Annotated in this window: 18 protein-coding genes; 8 read left to right on the top strand and 10 right to left on the bottom strand. The window is 40.3% G+C overall.

The window, feature by feature from the left end:
• Positions 1 to 5 precede the first annotated feature (5 nt).
• Positions 6 to 3,872: a TIM-barrel domain-containing protein gene (locus OK025_RS13150; RefSeq protein ID WP_317664327.1), complete on the top strand. Its 3,867-nt coding sequence runs from the start codon at positions 6 to 8 to the stop codon at positions 3,870 to 3,872.
• 70 nt (positions 3,873 to 3,942) lie between these two features.
• Here OK025_RS13150 and OK025_RS13155 read toward each other — a convergent pair whose 3' ends face one another.
• From OK025_RS13155 to OK025_RS13165, 3 genes are read right to left on the bottom strand one after another with little or no spacing between them, the layout of a single operon-like run.
• Positions 3,943 to 4,821: a pirin family protein gene (locus OK025_RS13155; RefSeq protein ID WP_317664328.1), complete on the bottom strand. Its 879-nt coding sequence runs from the start codon at positions 4,819 to 4,821 to the stop codon at positions 3,943 to 3,945.
• 60 nt (positions 4,822 to 4,881) lie between these two features.
• Positions 4,882 to 5,196 (bottom strand): hypothetical protein, encoded by a 315-nt coding sequence (locus tag OK025_RS13160; protein WP_317664329.1) that lies wholly within the window; start codon positions 5,194 to 5,196, stop codon positions 4,882 to 4,884.
• A gap of 12 nt (positions 5,197 to 5,208) precedes the next feature.
• Positions 5,209 to 5,637, bottom strand: coding sequence for an OsmC family protein (locus OK025_RS13165; RefSeq protein ID WP_317664330.1), 429 nt, complete (start codon positions 5,635 to 5,637; stop codon positions 5,209 to 5,211).
• A gap of 265 nt (positions 5,638 to 5,902) precedes the next feature.
• Between OK025_RS13165 and OK025_RS13170 the strand changes: the two genes are divergently transcribed.
• Together OK025_RS13170 and OK025_RS13175 are read left to right on the top strand one after the other, a co-directional pair.
• On the top strand, positions 5,903 to 6,622 hold the full coding sequence (locus OK025_RS13170) for an outer membrane beta-barrel protein (protein ID WP_317664331.1): 720 nt from the start codon (positions 5,903 to 5,905) through the stop codon (positions 6,620 to 6,622).
• Positions 6,615 to 7,193, top strand: coding sequence for a TMEM175 family protein (locus OK025_RS13175; RefSeq protein ID WP_317664332.1), 579 nt, complete (start codon positions 6,615 to 6,617; stop codon positions 7,191 to 7,193). The genes OK025_RS13170 and OK025_RS13175 overlap by 8 nt, the downstream gene beginning before the upstream one ends.
• A gap of 38 nt (positions 7,194 to 7,231) precedes the next feature.
• On the opposite strand, the gene OK025_RS13180 is transcribed toward OK025_RS13175, so the two are convergent.
• From OK025_RS13180 to OK025_RS13190, 3 genes are all read right to left on the bottom strand, one after another.
• Positions 7,232 to 7,747, bottom strand: coding sequence for an AAA family ATPase (locus OK025_RS13180; RefSeq protein WP_317664333.1), 516 nt, complete (start codon positions 7,745 to 7,747; stop codon positions 7,232 to 7,234).
• A 78-nt stretch (positions 7,748 to 7,825) separates the two neighbouring features.
• Positions 7,826 to 8,914: a DUF6688 family protein gene (locus OK025_RS13185; RefSeq protein WP_317664335.1), complete on the bottom strand. Its 1,089-nt coding sequence runs from the start codon at positions 8,912 to 8,914 to the stop codon at positions 7,826 to 7,828.
• A 212-nt stretch (positions 8,915 to 9,126) separates the two neighbouring features.
• A complete protein-coding gene (locus OK025_RS13190) occupies positions 9,127 to 9,945 on the bottom strand; it encodes a hypothetical protein (RefSeq protein WP_317664336.1) in 819 nt (272 codons plus the stop codon).
• A gap of 201 nt (positions 9,946 to 10,146) precedes the next feature.
• Here OK025_RS13190 and OK025_RS13195 point away from each other — a divergent pair, with 201 nt between their 5' ends.
• Together OK025_RS13195 and OK025_RS13200 are read left to right on the top strand one after the other, a co-directional pair.
• Entirely contained in the window at positions 10,147 to 10,680 is a 534-nt protein-coding gene (locus tag OK025_RS13195; protein ID WP_153845129.1) for a hypothetical protein, read from the top strand.
• Positions 10,681 to 10,684: 4 nt separating this feature from the next.
• Positions 10,685 to 11,218 (top strand): STM3941 family protein, encoded by a 534-nt coding sequence (locus tag OK025_RS13200; protein ID WP_317664338.1) that lies wholly within the window; start codon positions 10,685 to 10,687, stop codon positions 11,216 to 11,218.
• 8 nt (positions 11,219 to 11,226) lie between these two features.
• Here OK025_RS13200 and OK025_RS13205 read toward each other — a convergent pair whose 3' ends face one another.
• The 3 genes from OK025_RS13205 to OK025_RS13215 are packed head-to-tail and all read right to left on the bottom strand — an operon-like array spanning position 11,227 to position 13,375.
• On the bottom strand, positions 11,227 to 12,468 hold the full coding sequence (locus OK025_RS13205; RefSeq protein ID WP_317664340.1) for an RNA polymerase sigma factor: 1,242 nt from the start codon (positions 12,466 to 12,468) through the stop codon (positions 11,227 to 11,229).
• Between the two features lie 51 nt (positions 12,469 to 12,519).
• Positions 12,520 to 12,858: a YciI family protein gene (locus OK025_RS13210; protein WP_317664342.1), complete on the bottom strand. Its 339-nt coding sequence runs from the start codon at positions 12,856 to 12,858 to the stop codon at positions 12,520 to 12,522.
• A gap of 40 nt (positions 12,859 to 12,898) precedes the next feature.
• Positions 12,899 to 13,375, bottom strand: a complete 477-nt coding sequence (locus OK025_RS13215; protein WP_153845133.1) for a carboxymuconolactone decarboxylase family protein — start codon at positions 13,373 to 13,375, stop codon at positions 12,899 to 12,901.
• Positions 13,376 to 13,599: 224 nt separating this feature from the next.
• On the opposite strand from OK025_RS13215, the gene OK025_RS13220 reads away from it, so the two are divergent.
• From OK025_RS13220 to OK025_RS13230, 3 genes are all read left to right on the top strand, one after another.
• Positions 13,600 to 14,304, top strand: a complete 705-nt coding sequence (locus OK025_RS13220; RefSeq protein ID WP_317664344.1) for an MgtC/SapB family protein — start codon at positions 13,600 to 13,602, stop codon at positions 14,302 to 14,304.
• Between the two features lie 73 nt (positions 14,305 to 14,377).
• Positions 14,378 to 17,077, top strand: a complete 2,700-nt coding sequence (gene mgtA, locus OK025_RS13225; protein ID WP_317664346.1) for a magnesium-translocating P-type ATPase — start codon at positions 14,378 to 14,380, stop codon at positions 17,075 to 17,077.
• A 68-nt stretch (positions 17,078 to 17,145) separates the two neighbouring features.
• Entirely contained in the window at positions 17,146 to 18,900 is a 1,755-nt protein-coding gene (locus tag OK025_RS13230) for a DUF885 domain-containing protein (RefSeq protein WP_317664347.1), read from the top strand.
• A gap of 62 nt (positions 18,901 to 18,962) precedes the next feature.
• Here OK025_RS13230 and OK025_RS13235 read toward each other — a convergent pair whose 3' ends face one another.
• Entirely contained in the window at positions 18,963 to 19,952 is a 990-nt protein-coding gene (locus OK025_RS13235) for a GlxA family transcriptional regulator (protein WP_088162733.1), read from the bottom strand.
• Between the last annotated feature and the right edge of the window lie 55 nt (positions 19,953 to 20,007).

Below are 20,007 nucleotides of genomic sequence, written 5' to 3' on the forward strand. Positions count from 1 at the left end.
TACGCATGAAGATATCTTTTTGGAGCACAAAAGCACAAATCAGTTTACTGATGGGATTGGCTTCTCCTTTTATTTTTCAACCCTCTCGAGTTGACGCTAAAGTAAGTACGATCAATTATTATAATACAATAGGTCGCGATCAAGGAAACCGTATTATCACGATTCAGAAAATTAATCCGACAACAGTCGAGATTGTATACGATAATGGTCAACGTCTTACTTTAGATTTCTACGGTAATCATATTTTTAGGATGTTCCAGGATGTTCATGGCGGTATTATCCGTGATCCCGAAGCAAAACCCGAAGCAAAAATATTGGTAGAGCAACCTCGGAAAACAGTCACTGGGCTTGAGGTAAAGGATGAAGGTAATAAGGTCAGCATCGCCACGAATGATATTCTTTTTTCAATGGATAAACAGACTTCTCAGTTTAGTATCCTCAATCGGAAAAGCAATAAAATTGTCGTTGAAAGCTTAAAGCCAATTGTTTTCGAAGAGAAACAAGTAAGCGTTGAATTGAAGGAAAATGCGGATGAATACTTTTTTGGTGGTGGCGTTCAAAATGGGCGTTTTTCACATAAGGGAAAAGTGATTGCAATCGAAAATCAGAACAGCTGGACCGATGGTGGTGTTGCCTCTCCAACCCCTTATTATTGGTCAACCAAAGGGTATGGTTTTATGTGGCATACCTTTAAGAAGGGAAGTTATGCCTTTGGAGCCAAAACCCCTGGGACAGTAAAATTGGCGCATGACACAGATTATCTGGATGTCTTTTTTATGATTAATGACGGGATAGTACCCTTGCTCAACGATTTCTATCAATTGACGGGCAACCCAATTCTTCTACCGAAATTTGGTTTGTATGAGGGGCATCTTAATGCCTATAACCGCGATTTTTGGAAAGAAGATGAAAAGGGAATTCTATTTGAAGACGGCAAACGCTATAAAGAAAGTCAAAAGGACAATGGCGGAATCAAAGAATCGCTGAACGGTGAGAAAAACAATTATCAATTTTCGGCTCGCGCTGTAATTGATCGTTATAAGGCTCATGATATGCCTTTGGGATGGATTCTTCCAAATGATGGCTATGGTGCTGGCTATGGCCAAACGGAATCTTTAGATGGAAATATCCAAAATTTGAAAGAGTTTGGCGATTATGCACGTAAGAATGGTGTAGAAATCGGTTTATGGACGCAGTCTGATCTTCATCCCAAAGATAGTATAAGTGCATTACTACAACGTGATATCGTAAAAGAGGTTCGGGATGCGGGGGTGAGAGTCCTAAAAACGGATGTGGCCTGGGTTGGTCCTGGATACTCTTTTGGTCTCAATGGGGTCGCTGATGTGGGACATACCATGCCTTACTATGGTAACAACGCTCGTCCATTTATTATTTCATTGGATGGTTGGGCAGGCACACAGCGCTATGCCGGTATCTGGTCGGGCGACCAGACTGGAGGCGTATGGGAGTATATTCGATTCCATATACCAACGTATATCGGCTCGGGACTTTCAGGTCAGCCCAATATTACCTCCGATATGGACGGGATCTTTGGTGGTAAAAACTTTAAGGTGAATATTCGTGATTTCCAATGGAAGACCTGGACACCAATGGAACTCAATATGGATGGCTGGGGATCGAACGAGAAATACCCGCATGCTTTGGGTGAGCCGGCTACTTCTATCAATCGTCTGTATTTGAAATTGAAATCTCAATTGGTTCCCTATAGCTATAGTGTTGCGAAACAAGCAGTAGATGGACTACCTATCATTCGTGCTATGTTTTTAGAGCAAGCAAATAGTTATACGCTTGGAAAGGCAACGCAATACCAGTACCTCTATGGTCCAAATTTCCTTGTAGCACCGATTTACCAGGAAACACGTGTGGATGAGAAAGGAAATGATATGCGCAATGGTATCTACCTGCCGGATGGTGAATGGATTGATTATTTTACGGGTGAAAAATACCAGGGAGGGCGTATTATCAATAACTTTAATGTGCCTATTTGGAAGCTGCCTGTTTTCGTGAAAAATGGAGCCATTATTCCGGTCACCAACCCAAATAATAATGTGCTGGAAATCAAAAAAGATCAACGTATTTATGAAGTATATCCTTATGGAAGCTCTAGTTTCCTAGAATATGATGATGATGGAAAGACAGAGGCCTACCGTTATGGTAAGGGGGCAAGTACATCCATAACTTCGCAGTTAAACAACAATAAAGTTGTTTTTGCGATTGCTCCAACGCAAGGCGAATTTGACGGTTTTGAGAAAATGAAGTCTACGGAAATTCGTTTCAACGTTAGCAAAGCACCGAAGAAATTGACAGTAAAGGTCAATGGGAAAAATAGCAAACTTAAAGAAGTGAATAGTATAGATGCGTTTAATACTTCTGAAAACGTATATTTCTATGACGCACAACCAAACCTGAATCAGTTTGCAACCAAGGGATCTGAATTTGAAAAAGTACCTTTGGTGAAAAATCCGATGTTGTTGGTACGACTAGCCAAACAGGATGTCTCATCGACCGCAATAGAAGTACAATTGGAGGGTTTCGAATATGCTCCTGCAGACAACTATCTGGCTCAGACTGGTGCTTTGACCTCGCCCAAAGCTGTTATCACAGATCAACATACACAAGCGTATACCTTAACGCCAACCTGGGAAAAGGTTGCAAATGCTGATTATTATGAAATTGAATTCAATAATCTGATCTATTCGACCATCAAAGACAGTCAATTGCTATTCGAAGGATTGGCCGCGGAAACGGATTACCAGTTTAAAATTAGAGCTGTCAATAAATCTGGTGTTTCAGATTGGAGTACATTTGCCGCAAGAACAAAAGCAAACCCGTTGGAATTTGCCATCGAAGGAATCAAAGCAGAGACTTCTGTGGATAACCAAGGTGGAAATGGTATCAATAAATTGTTCAATTATGACGAGGGGGATATGTGGCATACAAAATGGGGACAGACAGCGGTTCCGTTTGATATGACCTTAGATCTAAAATCCGTTAATCAATTGGATAAGTTTGAGTATCTTCCAAGAACCGATGGCGGAAATGGCATCATTTTAAAAGGAAAAGTATTCTATAGCAACGATAAGGACACCTGGACGGAAGCTGGTAGTTTTGATTGGAAACGTGATGGCGAAATGAAACGTTTTGATTTTAGAACCCATCCGGTGGCTCGATTTATTAAAATTTCAGTTTCTGAAGCTGTGGGAGGTTTTGGTTCAGGAAGAGAATTATATGTGTTTAAAGTACCAGGATCGTCAAGCTACTTACCGGGCGATATTAATAATGACCGATTGATCGATCATAATGACTTGACTTCCTACATTAACTATACGGGATTGCGACTGGGAGATGGAGATTTCGAAGGTTATGTCAGCAATGGCGATGTCAATAAAAATAATCTGATTGACGCTTATGATATTTCCAATGTTGCTGTTGTCATAGAAGGTGGTGCGAAACCAAATAAAGAAGAAAAGGTCAGTGGTAAATTAAAATTGGTTCCCTCAAAGACGACCTTAAAGTCAGGCGATATTGTGGAGATTAGTGTTAGTGGAGAGAATCTTAAAGCTGTCAATGCACTTAGTTTTGCCCTTCCTTACAATCAGGGTGATTTTGAGTATGTCGGTATTGAGTCCTTGCATTTAAAAGAGATGAACAATTATAGCAACGATCGTCTTCACACCAATGGAAGTAAGGCTCTGTATGCTACTTTTGTTAATCTAGGTAACAAGGAGACCTTGAATGGATCTGAAGTTTTATTTAAGATTAAATTAAAAGCGAAACGTAATGTCAACTTCAATCTGAAAGCGATAGATGGTATTTTAGTAGACAAGAAGCTAAATTCTGTTTCTTTCTAAATCAGTTACGATAAAAAGAAGGGGGATCTTTATAGATCCCCCTTCTTTTTATCGTAACTGATTGGTGTGATTAATTTAGCGCCATGCTAAGATCCATCAGTAAAATTTCAGTATCAGCCGAAGTAGATTTTAAACTGATTTCTGAGACATCCCAAATACCGAAGCCATCTCGGGTCTCTAATGCTTGTCCTTCTACTGTAACACTTCCTTTAAGTACAAAGATGTAAACACCGTTGCCTGCTTGTTTAATCTGATAGTTCGTTTCGATATCTTTTTCAAAATGACCTAGATGAAACCAGGCATCTTGATGGATCCAGACCCCTTCATCCGTTGGATCTGGCGAAAGTATCTGTTGAAACCTGTTGTGTCGCTGACTGACATCTAGCGTGATTTGATCGTATCGTGGTGTTACATTTCGTTTATTTGGATATACCCATATTTGTAGGAATTTTACAATTTGATCATCATTTTTATTGTATTCACTATGCATAATACCCGTTCCGGCACTCATGATCTGAATATCTCCTTTTTTGATGATCGCTTTATTACCCATGCTATCCTCGTGTTCTAAATCACCCTCCAATGGAATACTGATGATTTCCATATTATCGTGTGGATGTTTGCCAAAACCTCTTCCTTCAGCCACCATATCATCATTTAGTACCCGTAATACACCGAAGTGCATACGCTCCGGGTTGTGATAATTGGCGAAGCTGAAAGTATGATGGCTCTTGAGCCATCCATGATTGGCGTAGCCTCGGCTGGACGCTTTATGCAGTACACTGTGATCTTCCAATTTGGATATTTTGTTTTCAATAGCGTTTGATTCCAAAGCTTCCAATGGTTCTATTTCATCGATATCATTTTGTAAGACATCTCCAGCGGAAGAGTTTTTTGTGAATATGCCGGAACCTAAAAGTCCTTTTTTTATAAAGTTTTGTGTGTTCATGATTTCATTAATTTATTTATTTAATTAGATGCAGGGCATTTAATTAATTGTAATCGCTAATTACTCAGTTACTAATTCAGGAAAAAGGCTGTACACTTCATTTTTTAGAAGGCCGCTTCCTCCACCGTAGTGTTGTATTAAGCCGATCGGATAATTTAAAAGAGAAAGATGATCGGTGATTTCCTTTTCTTCTTGCTGGGAAAGACCTGAGCTCAATAAAATGACGTCTACGGGATTATCCCTAAGGTAACTTTTACAGGCACCCAGCTCCTCTTGAACAATGGCATGCCAGCTCGTATTGCTCTCGATAATTCGCTTCAGCGTTAGAAGGATGTCTGTATTTTTTCCAAATACAACAAAGCTTAAAGTTCTCATAGCGCTAAATTTTTAAGACTGCATGTTTGTATGGATCGTGGTTTGGACAACAGCCGTGTTTTTTAAGATTTTGGAAACTGGGCATTCTTCTGCTATCTGCTTGAGACGTTCCGCAATTTCTGTCGCCAAGGTTTGATCAAATGAGATTTCACGTTCGAAATAGGTGACCACCTGTTCTTTTTCTATTCGGAGATACATATTTGAACTCACGGAAATACCTTGGATAGCGAGACCTTTTTTATCAATATACATTCTTAGCGTCGCTAAAGTACAGGACACCAAAGAAGAAACTAGTAGTGTATACGGATCGGGGCCAAGATCTCTACCGCCGAGTTTTTCAGGTTCGTCTGTGATAAATTCTCCGTTTCTCCATTGGATGGTGGTCTTATATTTCTGTTCCGTGATATGGCCAGACACCGGTTTGTCTAAAATGTACTTCATACGAACTAGTCTTTTTATTTGTGATACTACAAAATTAAGTGGGAATTGATTCATTTCCATTGATGTAGTTCAATAAATATTGACTTATTGTGCAATCCTATGACCAAAAGATGGGGACAATACAGCTTTATTTTTCTCGGATAGACGATCGTTATTTTCAAAGAAAAATAAAAGACGGAAATAAGTTCAATCGCAGAAATTTTCTTACTTTTAACAGTCGAATACATGCAATTTTTTTAAGGGATTTTAATTTAATATTTCGGTTATGATGAAGAGATTTTTACTTGTCGGACTTTTTGCTGGTGTAACCCATTTTATGGCTTTCTCACAATCACATGAGCTTCGTGTGGGAGTTACCTCTGGTGTGTCCAACTTTACGGGATCCGGAACCGAAGCAAAGAGCACGTTGAATGGATCTACGCAGCAGGACTATTATACCAATAATCCTTATGGAAAAAAATATGGAATCAATATTGGTGGCGCTTTAAACTACCGTTATGTTTTTGCCAATAACCTAATATTAGGTTTAGAGGGTGCATATGAACGATTGCAGACAAAGATTGATTTGGAGGGCAATGAATTTATGAATGGAAGTCGAGGCCAAACCCGTCTCAATCAACAATTTATCAATTTTAATCCTTTTGTTGGCTATCGTGTCTTTTTTGAGCCGATGACAATGGATATTCAGTTGGGTATGGATATTGCGAAAACGCTGAGTATCAAAGAAAATGGTAGCATTGAAGATAAACAGGGAAATAAAACAAGTTTTGATCGTGACAGAGGCAAGGTTATCGATTTGGATCTACGCCCTCGTTTACAGTTTAATGTAAATTATGACCGTTATACTGTGTTTGCCGGTTATTCATGGGGATTGAAGGATTATAACAACGGGATGCTTGGTGCTGATCCCGGTGTGGCACGATTAAATGTATTCCGCTTAGGCCTGCAGTATCAGCTATTAACTCCGATCTTCAAAAATGACTAAAGGCAGGTTAGAAGCATTCAGTGATGGTGTTTTGGCCATCATTATAACGATTATGGTACTTGAATTAAAAGTGCCGGAAGGATTTACTTTTGCGAGCCTCAAACCTATATTTCCCAAAATTATTTCTTATATCGTAAGTTTTATGTATGTGGGAATCTATTGGAATAACCATCATCATCTGTTCCAAATTGTTCGTAAAGTGAACGGGAAGGTTCTTTGGAGTAATTTGCATTTATTATTTTGGTTGTCATTAATGCCAGTGACAACGAATTGGATTGGCGAGTCACATTTTGAAAGAGACCCAATTATTGCCTATGGCTTTGTTCTGATCATGTGTTCCATCGCATATCATATTGTTGAATATTTTGTGATTCAAATCGAAGGGGAAGAATCTGCATTGAAAAGAGCTGTCAAATCGAAAGTTAAGGAGAATATTTCTACGACTCTTTACTTTTTGGGGATAGGGCTATCGTTTATTAACCCCTATGTCAGTTTGCTCATGTATGGAACAGTCGCTGTGATGTGGCTTATACCTGATCGCCGTATTGAAAAAGAATTGCAGGATCAATAGCTTTGCTGATCCAATGTTTGAAGGATAAACGTTGCACGTTACCTGACAGTTGTCTGCGGAACAACGATGGTTTCATAGCCTAGTTTCTGGTAGGTATCCCGCATCACTTTAAAGGTATATTTAGCTTCTGCCCAAGTTTGTTTCCGCTCATTGTCATTTTCGTAAATAGCCTTCCAGGGGGGGAGGATAAAAACTTTGTTGTGATACCGTAGTTTTTTTGCCTCTTGTAATATCTCTTCTTCGAAGGCAAGATTTTCCATCGTGATGTAAGCCAGTGTATCGGGGATTCCACGATCAAAAAACACGTAGTCTTTTGTGTTTTTCTTTCGCTGCGCCAAATAGCTAGCAGATGAAGCAGCTAGCATGAGCCTGCTATAGTGAAGTTTATTTTTCCAGGGCAGTCCATCTGTATCGGCTTCCAATTGTTCTCTGATGATGCGACGCGCATCCTCTTCCACCATGCTAAATCCCCGCTTATGTAATTCTTTTAATAAGGTTGTTTTACCGACTCCAGGTCCTCCTGTAAGAACGACAAAATAGTTTGTTTGATCCATAATGATTAAAATGAAGTGATTTCCGAAATGGAAAAAATTGGATGTAAAGAATGATTGCTCGCTACAATTTTAAAAAAATTAGCTGTATTGTTTTGCAATTTTCTTTTCGGGTTCGACGTAGCATGTATATAAGAAAAATAAAAATATATATTCTAGTGGCTTCATCAAAATATAAGTCATATTTGATGCGCTGCTTGAATTAATTTTGACGGAGATATTAAAACCATATTTATCGTAGCAATATCTGACATAGCGATGTAGTGCTGGCGATAAATCGCTTAATATTTCTTCGAATGCGTTGGCCACCTGAAGCTGTCTATTGACAATGATCGTGTTGCCATGTCTTGTGCCTAGCCGTAGGGGTTTAACAAGGGCAGGATCTCCTTTTGCCGCAACTGTACAGAGGTAATGGCCCTGATGATCGAGGATAGGAGGGTGCATTTTTTGTGAAAATGCCCAAGTAGTTGTTTCTGTAAAAACTTTCACCATGGAGTCCCGATCCTGCCCCAATAGGATGAGGATGATCGTTAGTAGGAGAAAGACCGGAACAAGTAAAATAAGAGCACATGCCGGATAATTCAGCTTTGAGGAAAGCAGGTTATTGATTTTATTGAGCGTGCTGTTAGCATAGCTTCTGCTCATAGCGTAACGCCGTTCTTCAACGATGATTTTACGGATTAGCCCAATGCCCATAATCAAGCAGCATATTGGCGTGAAAATAAAGAATAAAGTTCCTTCGTTGCCAACATACATATCCAATGTGGACGTATCGTGGTGGCTGACCTGAACGAGCACAAACAGACTGATAATACTACCTATCATTAACATAATTAGCATCAGGACAAGAGGAATAGGGGGGATTTTTCGTCCCTTGAGCCAAATCGCTATTGCTGAAATATTGAATGCAATGAAATAAAATGATAGCGATACAAGGTGTTTTCCGCCGAAGGGAATATAACAATCACCATCTACGGGATCTACGGCTTGATTATATTGACTCGAGTGGAATAATAGCCCTACCCCGCTTATCATTAATGAAATCAGGTAGCCGATGATAATGGCATACTCAACAATTGTTATTTTCCGCTTTTGTTTTTTGACAGCCGAACGAAGTAGATATAAAATCCCGAACAGCGTAAGAAGAATAAGGAGAAAAATGAAGATCATAATGGGGTGAACAGTTATAATTCTAAAACGAATATCGTCAAATCATTTGTTTAATTCAGTTACAAGGCAATCAATTGTTTTTGGAATATATCCGTATAACGGATTGAATCCAAAATTATTGAAGTGTTTAATGGGTCGGAATTCAAAATTTTCTCAACAGTGTAGAAGCTATTAAGGTATCTATAGTGCCCATGTCCAGCAAAGACCAGAGTCTAATTTTTACCGAATAATCTGCTCCAAAAATTCTTTTTTTTGCTGCTTTGAGAGCTGTCTGTGGTTTCAAAATGTTTAGGGTCTGCATGGATCGTCTCTGTTTTGACATTTGGCAAAATCTCATTTTCTGGAAGTCCATTGCGTTGTTCTATTTCCTGGATCTGTTTTAATGCTGTTGTCTGATATAAAAGCGGTCCGTCTTTGTCGCAGTTAAAGAGGTTGGAGTAACTTTTTGATTCATTCAGATCAAAAGGTTGTGGTTCTACAACTTCTGTTGCTTCCAAGAGACCAAGGTTTCGATCTTTGGCATATTGCAGTGCATTGAGGAAAATAGAAATACGGTTATCAGAAAATAGCGTATCTAATTCAGCCTTGATCGTCGGGTCACTTTGGTAATCTATCAACAATTGCGCGACTTTTTCTGCTGGGATAAACACACCCGAACAATAATTTTCTACAAGCCTATTTTCGATATTATTGGTTAGAAATTCTTGTTGAACAAATTGTTCCCACTGTTTGTAATAGCTGGATAAATGGTCATTTTTGGAGAAGGACAGGGCTCCACCTCGAACATAGAAGTATTTTTCGAAAAAACCTTGGACAACAGCAATGAAAAAACCGTGGGTTTTGTCAAAATAATCATTTTTGTCGGTTTCCCGGCCCGCATTTAAGGTGTCTTGGTACTTGGTTTTATAGAAATCTTCCAATTGGTGAACTGCAGAAACTTCCTCAATCTTTTCGGGATTTTTGAGTAAGTCAAAATACCAAGTTTCTATCTGCTGTTCTGAGATGGGGTGGTAACTAATATCATAGCCCATAATGACTGTTTTTAATCTCTTATGTTGTAATTGCTAATATATTAAAAATTAGCAATTTGTGCAAGATGAATCGCTCTAATATACCGCTTTTTTCGCCTAAAGGGATAGGTTGATGGCACTTTTATATAGGAGGTGTGCGAGGGTGACATGTTTGCCTATTTCATGAATATTAAGTACTTTGGTCACAAACAGAATTTATATATGAAGCACTTACTATTTATTATTTTCATGTCGATGAGCTTATTTTTTACCGCTTGTCAATCCCCAAGTCCAGAGACTTTTTTCGGAAAAGTTGTTTTAAACACAAATCTTATAGCAGATTTTGCCCCTGAACGCTATGGTAAACAGCTCGAGCAGGAGACCGTTGAATTTGCGGATATGCCCTCCAGTAAGAAAGTAGGCGATGAAGCTCAAAAATCTGTCGGAATCAAGATTCAGGTTGTCGAAAAGGCCTTAAAAGATATTAAGGAACTGAATGTTTCCGATGCCGACGCGAAAGCATTGAAAGAGCAGTCGATTGCATTATTTGAAAAAGTATTGCCGGTCTATAAAAATGAATATACTGCTTATGCAAAGTTATGCGACAGCAAAGGTTCGGCAGAAGAAAAGCAGGCATTACTCCAAAAGATCGAAAAAAACGATATGCCTTCCATTAACGAGGTGTTTGACAACGTATATGCTTTAGGAAAAGCGTATGCTGAAAAACATAACCTGAATGTTAACTGGGGGAATTAAGTAGATGAAGGAAACAAGCTTATACAGAAATAAAAAGAAAACAATTCAGCTATTGTCAATTTCGGGAGTCCTATGTTTATTGCTTCTACTCGTTTTATTGTACAGTATCGGTTTATTTGACGGTATATTTAAAGCCAAACCGACAGTTTTTTCTGCAGGAGCATTGCTGGTACTCTTAGTTTTATTGTTTTCTAGCCTACTGAGCCTTCGGGATAAAACAGCGCAAATTGTTTTGAACGACCGTTATTTTCTTGGAAAGACAACACCCGTATCGAAAGCTTTTGGCCAAGGCGACTGGCAGGATGTTAAAAGCATCGACTTACAAAAAGTCGGTGGCGATACGATGGTCATTGTAACACTGCATAATCCTATTAAATATAAAAAGCAGCTTTCGTCGCTGTTATGGAAAATGGCTTATCAAGAATCCACTCAAGAACTGTGTATCATGTATTCGTCCTCAACTATTGATTTGGATCCCTCGGAGCTTTACCAACTTTTTGTATCCTATTGGAAAGAGGCAAAAGTAATCGATAAGTAGTAAACAAATTAGGCCATTGCAGACTTTATAGCATCAATCTTCTGTTGGATGATCTCTTTTTCCAATGTTGTTTTAGCCAGGATTTTTGCTTTGTTAAGGTTTGCGATGGCTTTGTTTTTGTCCAGTTCCTTATAGAGTTCTCCCAAGAGCACAAGATAAAAGTGATTGTCTTCTAGTTGTAAGGTTTTTACTTCGACTAATGCGGCTTTAACACCTTTTACTTTATATAGTGCAAATATTCTATTCAATGCAGCTGCCGGGGAATAATTGACGACTAATAAACGGTCATACCATTGCAGGATTTCGGCCCATTTTTCTGGACTGTCTTCCTTTATACAATGGCATTGCGCAATCTTTGCCTCCAGATGGTAAGATGTGAGCTCGTCGCCCGATGCAGCGTTTTTCAGAAAATGTAGCCCTTGATGTATAAGTGCTTGATTCCAGCGTTCCTCATCCTGTTGCTCATACAAAATGAAATCACCTTCATTGGTCAGCCTTGCCTCGAAACGGGAGGAATGAAAACAAATCAGTGCAATGAGCGCATTGGTCTTAGGAGTATTTGTTTTTTCATAAGTCGAAAGCATTAGCGCAAGGCGTAACGCTTCAATACAGAGCTCCTTTCTTAAAATTTGATTTTGGGTTTTAGAATAATACCCTTCATTAAATAAGAGGTAAATAATATGGAGTACGTTATCGAGGCGTTTAATAATTTCTGCTTCGGAGGGCAGTTCGAGTTCGATTTTTTCTGAACGTAGTTTTTCCTTTGCTCTGAATAGGCGCTTATTGATGGTTTCTTTGTTGGAAAGAAATGCTTCGGCAATTTCGTCTATACCAAAACCACAGAGGATTCTAAGGGCAAGACCTATTTGAGCCTCACTGGCAATTGCTGGTGTACAGATTGCAAACAGCATTTTTAATTGGCTGTCTTTGATATTTTCCTGCGAGAAATTAAAGTCGTCGAAACTTTCCGCTTCCGGCTCGCTCTGCCGCACTGCAGGGATGATTTTATCTGTAAATATTTTATTTCTTCGAAACTGGGCCAGTGTCTTTTGTTTTGCAACCGTGTACAGCCAAGCCCTAGGATTTGCAGGAACGCCTTTGGTCTGCCAAGATTCTGTGGCCAATAAGAAAGTTTCGCTGACGATATCTTCGGCGATTTCGATGTATTGAAGACCAAAACTCTTACTGATGACAGCGACTATTTTGGTAAATTCTTGCTGGAAAAGCTGTTTTAGAAAATCCGGATCCATAAGTCTAAAATAGGGGCGGCTGTGCGCGTATACAGCTGCCCCTGTATATGATTAGTTGAGCAGTGCACGTATCTCTACACTGCCGTTAAATTCGAGAATAGGACAGCCATGGGCTAAGGTTGTAGCTTCGTCGAGATCGTCTGCTGTGACGACAATAAAACCGCCGAGTCTTTCCCTAATTTCTACAAAAGGTCCATCTGTAACGATACCGCCTGGCTTTAATACCTTTCCGGCTGGATCAAGACGGGAACCATGATCCTTCAGTTTTCCTTGCGCATCGATGTCACTAATCCAGTCGTGCCATCTTTTGTTCACAGCTTTTGCTTCTTCCTCTGTCAGCTGACTTTGTTCATTGGCCCCCTGACGAAATAATAATATGAAATCTTTCATTTTTATGCTTTAATTTATCGTATAAATATCGACCTCGTGTTTATGAGGTTGGTTGTACTTTGTGCTGCCCAACTTTGTAGCTTCCTGCTTGTGTGCGGAAGGAAATATTGATCCTGTTATAAGAATTGATCGCTGTAATGGCCAAGGTCAGGTCGATAAGTTCTTCTTCCGAAAATACAGCAGTTGCTTTCGTATAAACCTCGTCCGACACATCGCCATGCGTAATTTTCGTCACGGCTTCGGCCCATTCCAGCGCTGTACGTTCACGTTCGCTATACAGGGGGGCTTCCCGCCAGGCATCCAATAAGAACAATCGTTGTGGTTGATCTCCGGTCGCCAGTAGATCTTTTGAATGCATATCCAGACAATATGCACAGCCATTGATTTGTGATACACGGAAGTAAATAAGATGCAAAAGCTCTTGTTCTATCGAACACTTGCTCAGATATGTACCTATTCCATACATTGATTTCATGGCATTTTGCCCTTTTGCGAAAAAATTGATGCGTTGTTCCATTTTTTTATTGTTTTTAGTGTAACTGATTTACACCACAACAATGCTTGAAGTTAAAGAAATTGGACATGTTGATCTGTGTATTTTTAAATTATGTTGTAAAGTATTGTTTTTCAATTGTTTAATTTAATTATTTCTCTAATGAAATTCTAATAATTTTCTAAAAGATCTCTAACGGATTCTCGGAGCAGGAATGTGGACCTTTGCAGGCAAAGGAGGAAAAAGAGATGAGTGTTTTTGAATTTGCCATACGATTATTTGCAGCCTTGCTTTTGGGGGCTGCTGTGGGAGTAGAGCGCCAATGGCGCCAGAAAAATGCGGGGCTTCGGACAAATACCTTAGTTTCGTTGGGAGCAGCAGCTTTTGTGCTGCTTTCCATAGAAATTGGCGGTGATGCTACCGGACGGATTGCTTCTTATGTGGTCAGCGGAATTGGTTTTCTTGGCGCTGGTGTGATTATGAAGGACGGTTTGAATGTGCATGGTCTAAACACGGCGGCGACGATTTGGTGTTCGGCTGCAGTAGGCGCGCTCTCCGGTCTAGGTTTGCATGCCCAAGCATTTGTCGTTGCGTTGGCTATTATTTTTACACACCTGATCTTTCGTCCAATCGGACAAAAAATGGCCTTCTTGACTTTTAATAAATCGGCAGCATCACAGACCGAATATCTACTGACCATAGGCTGTGGGATAGACATCGAAAATCATATTCGTGTTTTATTGATGCAGATGCTGAGCAGTAACGAAAAACTGTTGTTGTCTTCGCTTTCGAGTGACGATAACCTCGCTACCAATGGCGTTGTCATTAGGGCCATCGTTAGAGCTATCGGTCAGCAAGACAGTCTTATCGAACGGATGGCTAGCCGATTGACCATCGAAGAAAGAGTAACAAAAATAAGCTGGGAAATTATAGGTACAGAGTCAGATCTGTAATAAGAATCGGATCTGTAATAAGAACGGGATTTGCGGAAATTAACAGGAAAGGGGCTATAGGGCTATGATTAAAATGAACAATAAAACAGCAAAGAATCCATTGCACAACATGATCAGTTCCAATGGAATGAATGTGGGGACCGTGACCAAGTTGCAGGGGGTGGCCAGTCAGGATGAAAAACTTGCCTGCGCGATGTTAGAAACGAGCAGAGAGGGGATTACAGACGAAATGGCTAAGGAACGTCAACAGAAATTTGGGTTAAATGAAGTGAAACATCAAAAGGCCCCAAAGTGGTATGTGCAGCTATTGAAATCTTTTGCTAACCCCTTTATATATATCCTGTTATTGATTGCAACTGTTTCCTTTATCATTGATGTAGGGCTTCCAGAGGTTGGCGAACGAGATTATAAAACAGTTGTTGTGGTGTCCATTATGATTTTGGTCAGTGCGCTGCTTCGTTTTGTACAGGAGTATCGAAGTAATGCCGCTGCAGAAAAATTAAAAAGTATGGTCAAAACTACGGCGACGGTATTGCGGAAATTTAAAGGGAAAAGAGAGATTCCTATTGTTGAACTGGTGCCGGGAGATATTGTATACCTTTCTGCCGGGGATATGATACCTGCAGATTGCCGTATCGTTCAAAGTAAAGACCTTTTTGTGAGTGAAAGCATGTTGACAGGTGAGGCGCTTCCTGTAGAGAAGAATTATTTGCCCATCCGGAATGCGGCGGACAAATCACCTATTGAACTTTGTAATATTTGTTTTATGGGGACCAATGTAGTTAGTGGATCGGCGATAGCCGTGATTGTAACGACAGGAAGTTACACCTATTTCGGGAGTATCAGCAAATCGATTACCGGCGAACGTCCCGAAACAAGTTTTGATAAGGGTATAAATAAGGTGAGTTTCTTATTGATCCGTTTTATGCTGGTCATGGTTCCGCTGATTTTCTTGATTAACGGGTTGATGAAAGGGAACTGGACGGAAGCGCTACTTTTTGCTATTGCTGTCGCTGTAGGTTTAACCCCCGAAATGCTACCCATGATTGTCACCGCTAACTTGGCAAAGGGTGCAGTCAACATGAGTAAGCGTAAAGTTATCGTCAAGCGGTTAAATTCTATCCAGAATATAGGTGCTATGGATATGCTGTGCACCGACAAAACAGGCACGTTGACATTGGACAAGATCGTCATGGAAAAACATCTTAATGTGTATGGGGTCGAAGATGACGAGGTGCTCAAGTGGGCCTATCTCAATAGTTTTCATCAGACTGGTCTCAAGAATTTGATGGATAAGGCTGTGTTGGAACATGCCGAATTGCACGATTACTTGAAAGTGGAGGATCAATATCTGAAAATTGACGAGATTCCATTTGATTTTCAGCGGCGAAGGATGTCTGTGGTCCTCAAACAGCATAATGGCAAACATCTGTTGATCTGTAAAGGGGCTGTAGAGGAAATGCTTGAGCTTTGTACACATGCTTTTGATCCGGGAGATGACCGCAGTCTGCATGTCGAAAATGACCGTACTGTACCGATGGACGATACGATGCGTAAAATTGTGTTGAAAACATCCAGAAAGATGAATGAGGAGGGGCTACGTGTTTTATTGGTTGCGATCCGCGAATTTGACGGTGCTCACCCCTTGACCTATGCTGTTGCAGATGAAGAGAAGTTAACTTTAACCGGTTTCATCGGCTTTTTGGATCCGGCCAAACCCTCTTCACAGCCGGCTATTGAAGCTTTACAAAAATTGGGAATCGGGATCAAAGTGTTGACTGGAGATAATGAGATTATCACACGCAAAATTTGTATGGATGTCGGCATTCCGGTGAATCGGATTGTCAATGGAAATGAATTAGATAGCATTCCCGACACCGAGCTAAATCAATGTGTTGATGAGGTATCGGTATTTGCTAAATTGAGTCCTCTCCAAAAAGTTCGTGTCGTTAAAGCATTGCGGGAAAAAGGACATACGGTTGGCTTTATGGGCGATGGTATCAATGATGCAGCGGCACTTAAGGAGGCTGATGTGGGTATCAGTGTGGATACGGCTGTTGACATTACCAAAGAAAGTGCAGATATCATTCTGCTGGAAAAGGACCTTATGGTGCTACGCAAAGGGGTTATTTATGGACGTCGAACTTTTGGCAATATCATTAAATATATCAAGATGACGGCAAGCAGCAATTTCGGCAATATGTTCAGTATGCTTGGGGCCAGTGCTTTTCTTCCCTTTCTACCGATGCTGCCGGTGCATCTGCTAATTCAAAATCTACTCTACGATATATCGCAGGTATCTATTCCTTGGGACAGCATGGATGAGGAATTTATCGTCGAGCCAAAGAAATGGGATGCTGGCAGTGTCTCTAAGTTTATGTTATTTATTGGCCCTATAAGTTCACTGTTTGATTTCGCCACTTTTGCGGTATTGTTTTTCGTGTTCAAGGCCAATACGGTATCGGATCAAACACTTTTTCAGACTGGTTGGTTTGTAGAGGGATTGCTTTCACAAACATTAATTATCCATATGATAAGAACTAAGAAAATACCCTTTATTCAAAGCTGGGCTGCTGCACCGGTTGTTGCCTTGACGAGTTTAATTATGATTATTGGTGTCGTTTTGCCGTTTACGCCATTTGCCGCTGCCTTAAAAATGGAGGCACTGCCTCTGACTTATTTTCCGTGGCTAATCGGCATTTTGGTCTGCTATTGTTTACTTACACAGTGGGTCAAAAATTGGTTTATCCAGAAATTTCATACCTGGTTATAGTTTTAAATTATTGGAGTAAAATGCTGAAATTCATCAACAATAATGTTAATTTTAGACAAATTACTCCAATGAAACTTATAACATATACCCTTGCTATCGCTGGATTGGGCCTAATGGCTTCCTGTGGATCGGGAACTCATAACAGACAATCTACTGCTGATACTGCTGTGAATGAAAAATTTAAATCGTATGAAGACCGTTTTATTCAGCAGCTTTGGAAAGAAAATCCGGAATGGGCTACCCAAGTAGGGTTCCATCAGTATGATTCCTTGTTGACAATTCCGGATGCCAATACGCGAAAACTACGTCTGGAGTTTTCGAAAAGACATTTGGACAGCCTCAAAAGTTTTGATCTGAGGACCTTGAATCTTTCTCAGCAAACAGATTATCATCTGATTCAAAACTATCTTGAATCCAATGTTTGGTCCATTGAGCAAGAGCGCGCGTATGAGTGGAATCCTTCTTCGTACAATGTTGGCGGGACGATCGCTTTTATGCTTGCCGAAAATTATGCGCCATTATCGACCCGACTTAAAGCTATTTATCAACGTTTGACGAAGATTCCGGCCTATTATGAGGCCGCGAAAGTACAGCTTAAAAACCCGGCCTTGGTATTGACCGATTTGGCAATTCAACAGAATTTGGGCGGTTTATCTGTTTTTGAAAGCGATTTACGGGATTCACTGAAAAAATCCGATCTGCCGGCTTCAGAAAAGGATGCCATCCAGAAGGCTTCGCAACAAGCTATTGCGGCGATCAACGGATATGTTCAATTTTTAAAAGTGACACCAAATCCTTCTCCGCGAAGTTTTAGATTAGGAAAAGAACTTTACGACAAGAAATTTGATTTCGATATCCAATCGGGTTCAACGGCCGAACAGATTTATCAGGCTGCTCTAGCGAGAAAAAGCTATTTACACGGAGAGATGTATAAAATCAGCAAAGAACTGTGGCCTAAATATTTTGGAAAATCATCCTTGCCGTCAGATAGTTTGCTTGTCATTCGAAAGATGATCGACACCCTGTCTGTCAAACATGTTAAAGCAGAAGAGTTTCAATCCGCTATCGAAGCACAGATACCTAAGCTGGTTGCGTTTGTCAAACAAAAGGATTTATTGTACATCGATGATAGCAAGCCGCTCGTGGTGCGTAAAGAGCCTGCTTATATGGCTGGGGTTGCGGGAGCTTCAATCAGTGCACCTGGTCCATACGATAAAGGTGGGAATACCTATTACAATGTGGGTAGTCTAACAGGCTGGACCAAAGAGGCAACGGAGAGTTACCTCCGGGAGTATAACCATTATATCTTGCAAATACTCAATATCCACGAAGCTATTCCGGGCCATTATACCCAATTGGTGTATGCAAACCAATCGCCGAGTCTCATCAAGAGTATTTTAGGTAATGGTGCAATGATTGAGGGCTGGGCTGTCTATACCGAACAAATGATGCTCGAAAACGGTTACGGTGACAATGCTCCTGAAATGTGGTTGATGTGGTACAAATGGCATCTGCGTACCGTATGCAATGCTATACTCGATTATAGCGTTCATGTGAAAAATATGAGTGAAAAAGACGCTATGCATTTGTTGGTTGATGAAGCGTTTCAACAACAGGCCGAAGCAGCCGGTAAATGGAAACGTGTGTCTGTGAGCAGTGTGCAGCTGACGTCTTACTTTACGGGATATAAAGAAATTTATGACCTTAGGGAAGCTGTAAAACAAAAAGAAGGGAAACAGTTTAATTTGAAGGCGTTCAATGAAAAATTCCTGAGTTTTGGTAATTCACCCGTGAAATATATTCGGGAAATGATGTTAAAATAAATAGAAGGAATTCGAGTAATGATAAAGCCACTTTGAGGAGTGGCTTTATTTTTTATCACAGCTTATTGCTCAATGGCGACATCAGCAGTTACCTTGGCAAATTTGTTTCGATAATCTATTGGTGTAAGGCCTGTAATTTTTCGAAAAATATCCCGAAAGGCTTTTGTGTCGGTATAGCCTACATCAAACATCACCTCGGAAACGTTTTTTCGTGACGCTTCGAAGAATTTTTTTGCAGCTTCGATGCGCACGCGTTGCAGGTATTCGACAGGCGTGTTGTTGGTTGCTTCTTTGAATCTCCGTTCAAATGTGCGCCGCCCAATATTGACATGATTGGCCAGTTCTTCGACTGTAATTTTCTCCTCGTACTTCTTCTCGATATAGTCTTGAGCTTGTTGGATATCCAGATCAGCATGATTACGTTGGCCTCTGAATATGGCGAATTGCGATTGATTATCCCGGCTGATATCCAGCGCAAAATATTTGGCTATGAGTACGGCTGTTTCCCTGTCGGAATACTTTTCCACTAAATAGAGGATCAGATTCCATAAGCTGCTCGCGCCACCACTGCTGTAGATATTTTCATGTTCAGTGATCACAGCGCCATCCTCAATTTCAATGTGGGGATATTTTTCCTTGAACTCTTCGATATGTGCCCAGTGTGTCGAACATTTTTTTCCATCTAAAAGACCTGTCTCAGCGAGCAGGAAAGCACCCACGCACAGACTGGCAAGACTAGCCCCTTTGTGGTACAGTTTTGTGAAATAAGGGATCGCTTCGGCATTATCGCGTATTCCTTTTTCTATGTTGCCAAAAATAGGCGGTATAATAAGCAGATCTGTTTTCTGAACGTCCTGTAGTAGCCGGTTTGTCTTGATGGTATACTCCCCGCTATTGGCCGGAACGTAAGTCGTTAAACCTACATATTCGACTTCAAAAATAGGCTGTTTTCCAAAGGCCGTTAGAAATTCATTGGCCGTATGAAAGGTTCTGAACGCAGGGGTAATACCTTCGATAGTGCCGTATTCGGGAACAAAAACAGAGATTTGCATATCATTTTTGGTTTATGATATAAAGGTACAAATAGTTTTTGTCGTAATCTACCCC

Origin of the sequence: Sphingobacterium sp. UGAL515B_05 (assembly GCF_033097525.1) — a bacterium.
Classification (GTDB): domain Bacteria; phylum Bacteroidota; class Bacteroidia; order Sphingobacteriales; family Sphingobacteriaceae; genus Sphingobacterium.

Bases quoted from the DNA above. Each gene is read 5' to 3' on its own strand.
- OK025_RS13165 (WP_317664330.1), bottom strand. From the start codon at position 5,637: ATGAAGTACATTTTAGACAAACCGGTGTCTGGCCATATCACGGAACAG.
- OK025_RS13155 (WP_317664328.1), bottom strand. From the start codon at position 4,821: ATGAACACACAAAACTTTATAAAAAAAGGACTTTTAGGTTCCGGCATA.
- OK025_RS13175 (WP_317664332.1), top strand. From the start codon at position 6,615: ATGACTAAAGGCAGGTTAGAAGCATTCAGTGATGGTGTTTTGGCCATC.
- OK025_RS13195 (WP_153845129.1), top strand. From the start codon at position 10,147: ATGAAGCACTTACTATTTATTATTTTCATGTCGATGAGCTTATTTTTT.
- mgtA (WP_317664346.1), top strand. From the start codon at position 14,378: ATGAACAATAAAACAGCAAAGAATCCATTGCACAACATGATCAGTTCC.
- OK025_RS13230 (WP_317664347.1), top strand. From the start codon at position 17,146: ATGAAACTTATAACATATACCCTTGCTATCGCTGGATTGGGCCTAATG.
- OK025_RS13200 (WP_317664338.1), top strand. From the start codon at position 10,685: ATGAAGGAAACAAGCTTATACAGAAATAAAAAGAAAACAATTCAGCTA.
- OK025_RS13215 (WP_153845133.1), bottom strand. From the start codon at position 13,375: ATGGAACAACGCATCAATTTTTTCGCAAAAGGGCAAAATGCCATGAAA.
- OK025_RS13210 (WP_317664342.1), bottom strand. From the start codon at position 12,858: ATGAAAGATTTCATATTATTATTTCGTCAGGGGGCCAATGAACAAAGT.
- OK025_RS13150 (WP_317664327.1), top strand. From the start codon at position 6: ATGAAGATATCTTTTTGGAGCACAAAAGCACAAATCAGTTTACTGATG.
- OK025_RS13205 (WP_317664340.1), bottom strand. From the start codon at position 12,468: ATGGATCCGGATTTTCTAAAACAGCTTTTCCAGCAAGAATTTACCAAA.
- OK025_RS13170 (WP_317664331.1), top strand. From the start codon at position 5,903: ATGATGAAGAGATTTTTACTTGTCGGACTTTTTGCTGGTGTAACCCAT.
- OK025_RS13185 (WP_317664335.1), bottom strand. From the start codon at position 8,914: ATGATCTTCATTTTTCTCCTTATTCTTCTTACGCTGTTCGGGATTTTA.
- OK025_RS13190 (WP_317664336.1), bottom strand. From the start codon at position 9,945: ATGGGCTATGATATTAGTTACCACCCCATCTCAGAACAGCAGATAGAA.
- OK025_RS13180 (WP_317664333.1), bottom strand. From the start codon at position 7,747: ATGGATCAAACAAACTATTTTGTCGTTCTTACAGGAGGACCTGGAGTC.
- OK025_RS13220 (WP_317664344.1), top strand. From the start codon at position 13,600: ATGAGTGTTTTTGAATTTGCCATACGATTATTTGCAGCCTTGCTTTTG.
- OK025_RS13160 (WP_317664329.1), bottom strand. From the start codon at position 5,196: ATGAGAACTTTAAGCTTTGTTGTATTTGGAAAAAATACAGACATCCTT.
- OK025_RS13235 (WP_088162733.1), bottom strand. From the start codon at position 19,952: ATGCAAATCTCTGTTTTTGTTCCCGAATACGGCACTATCGAAGGTATT.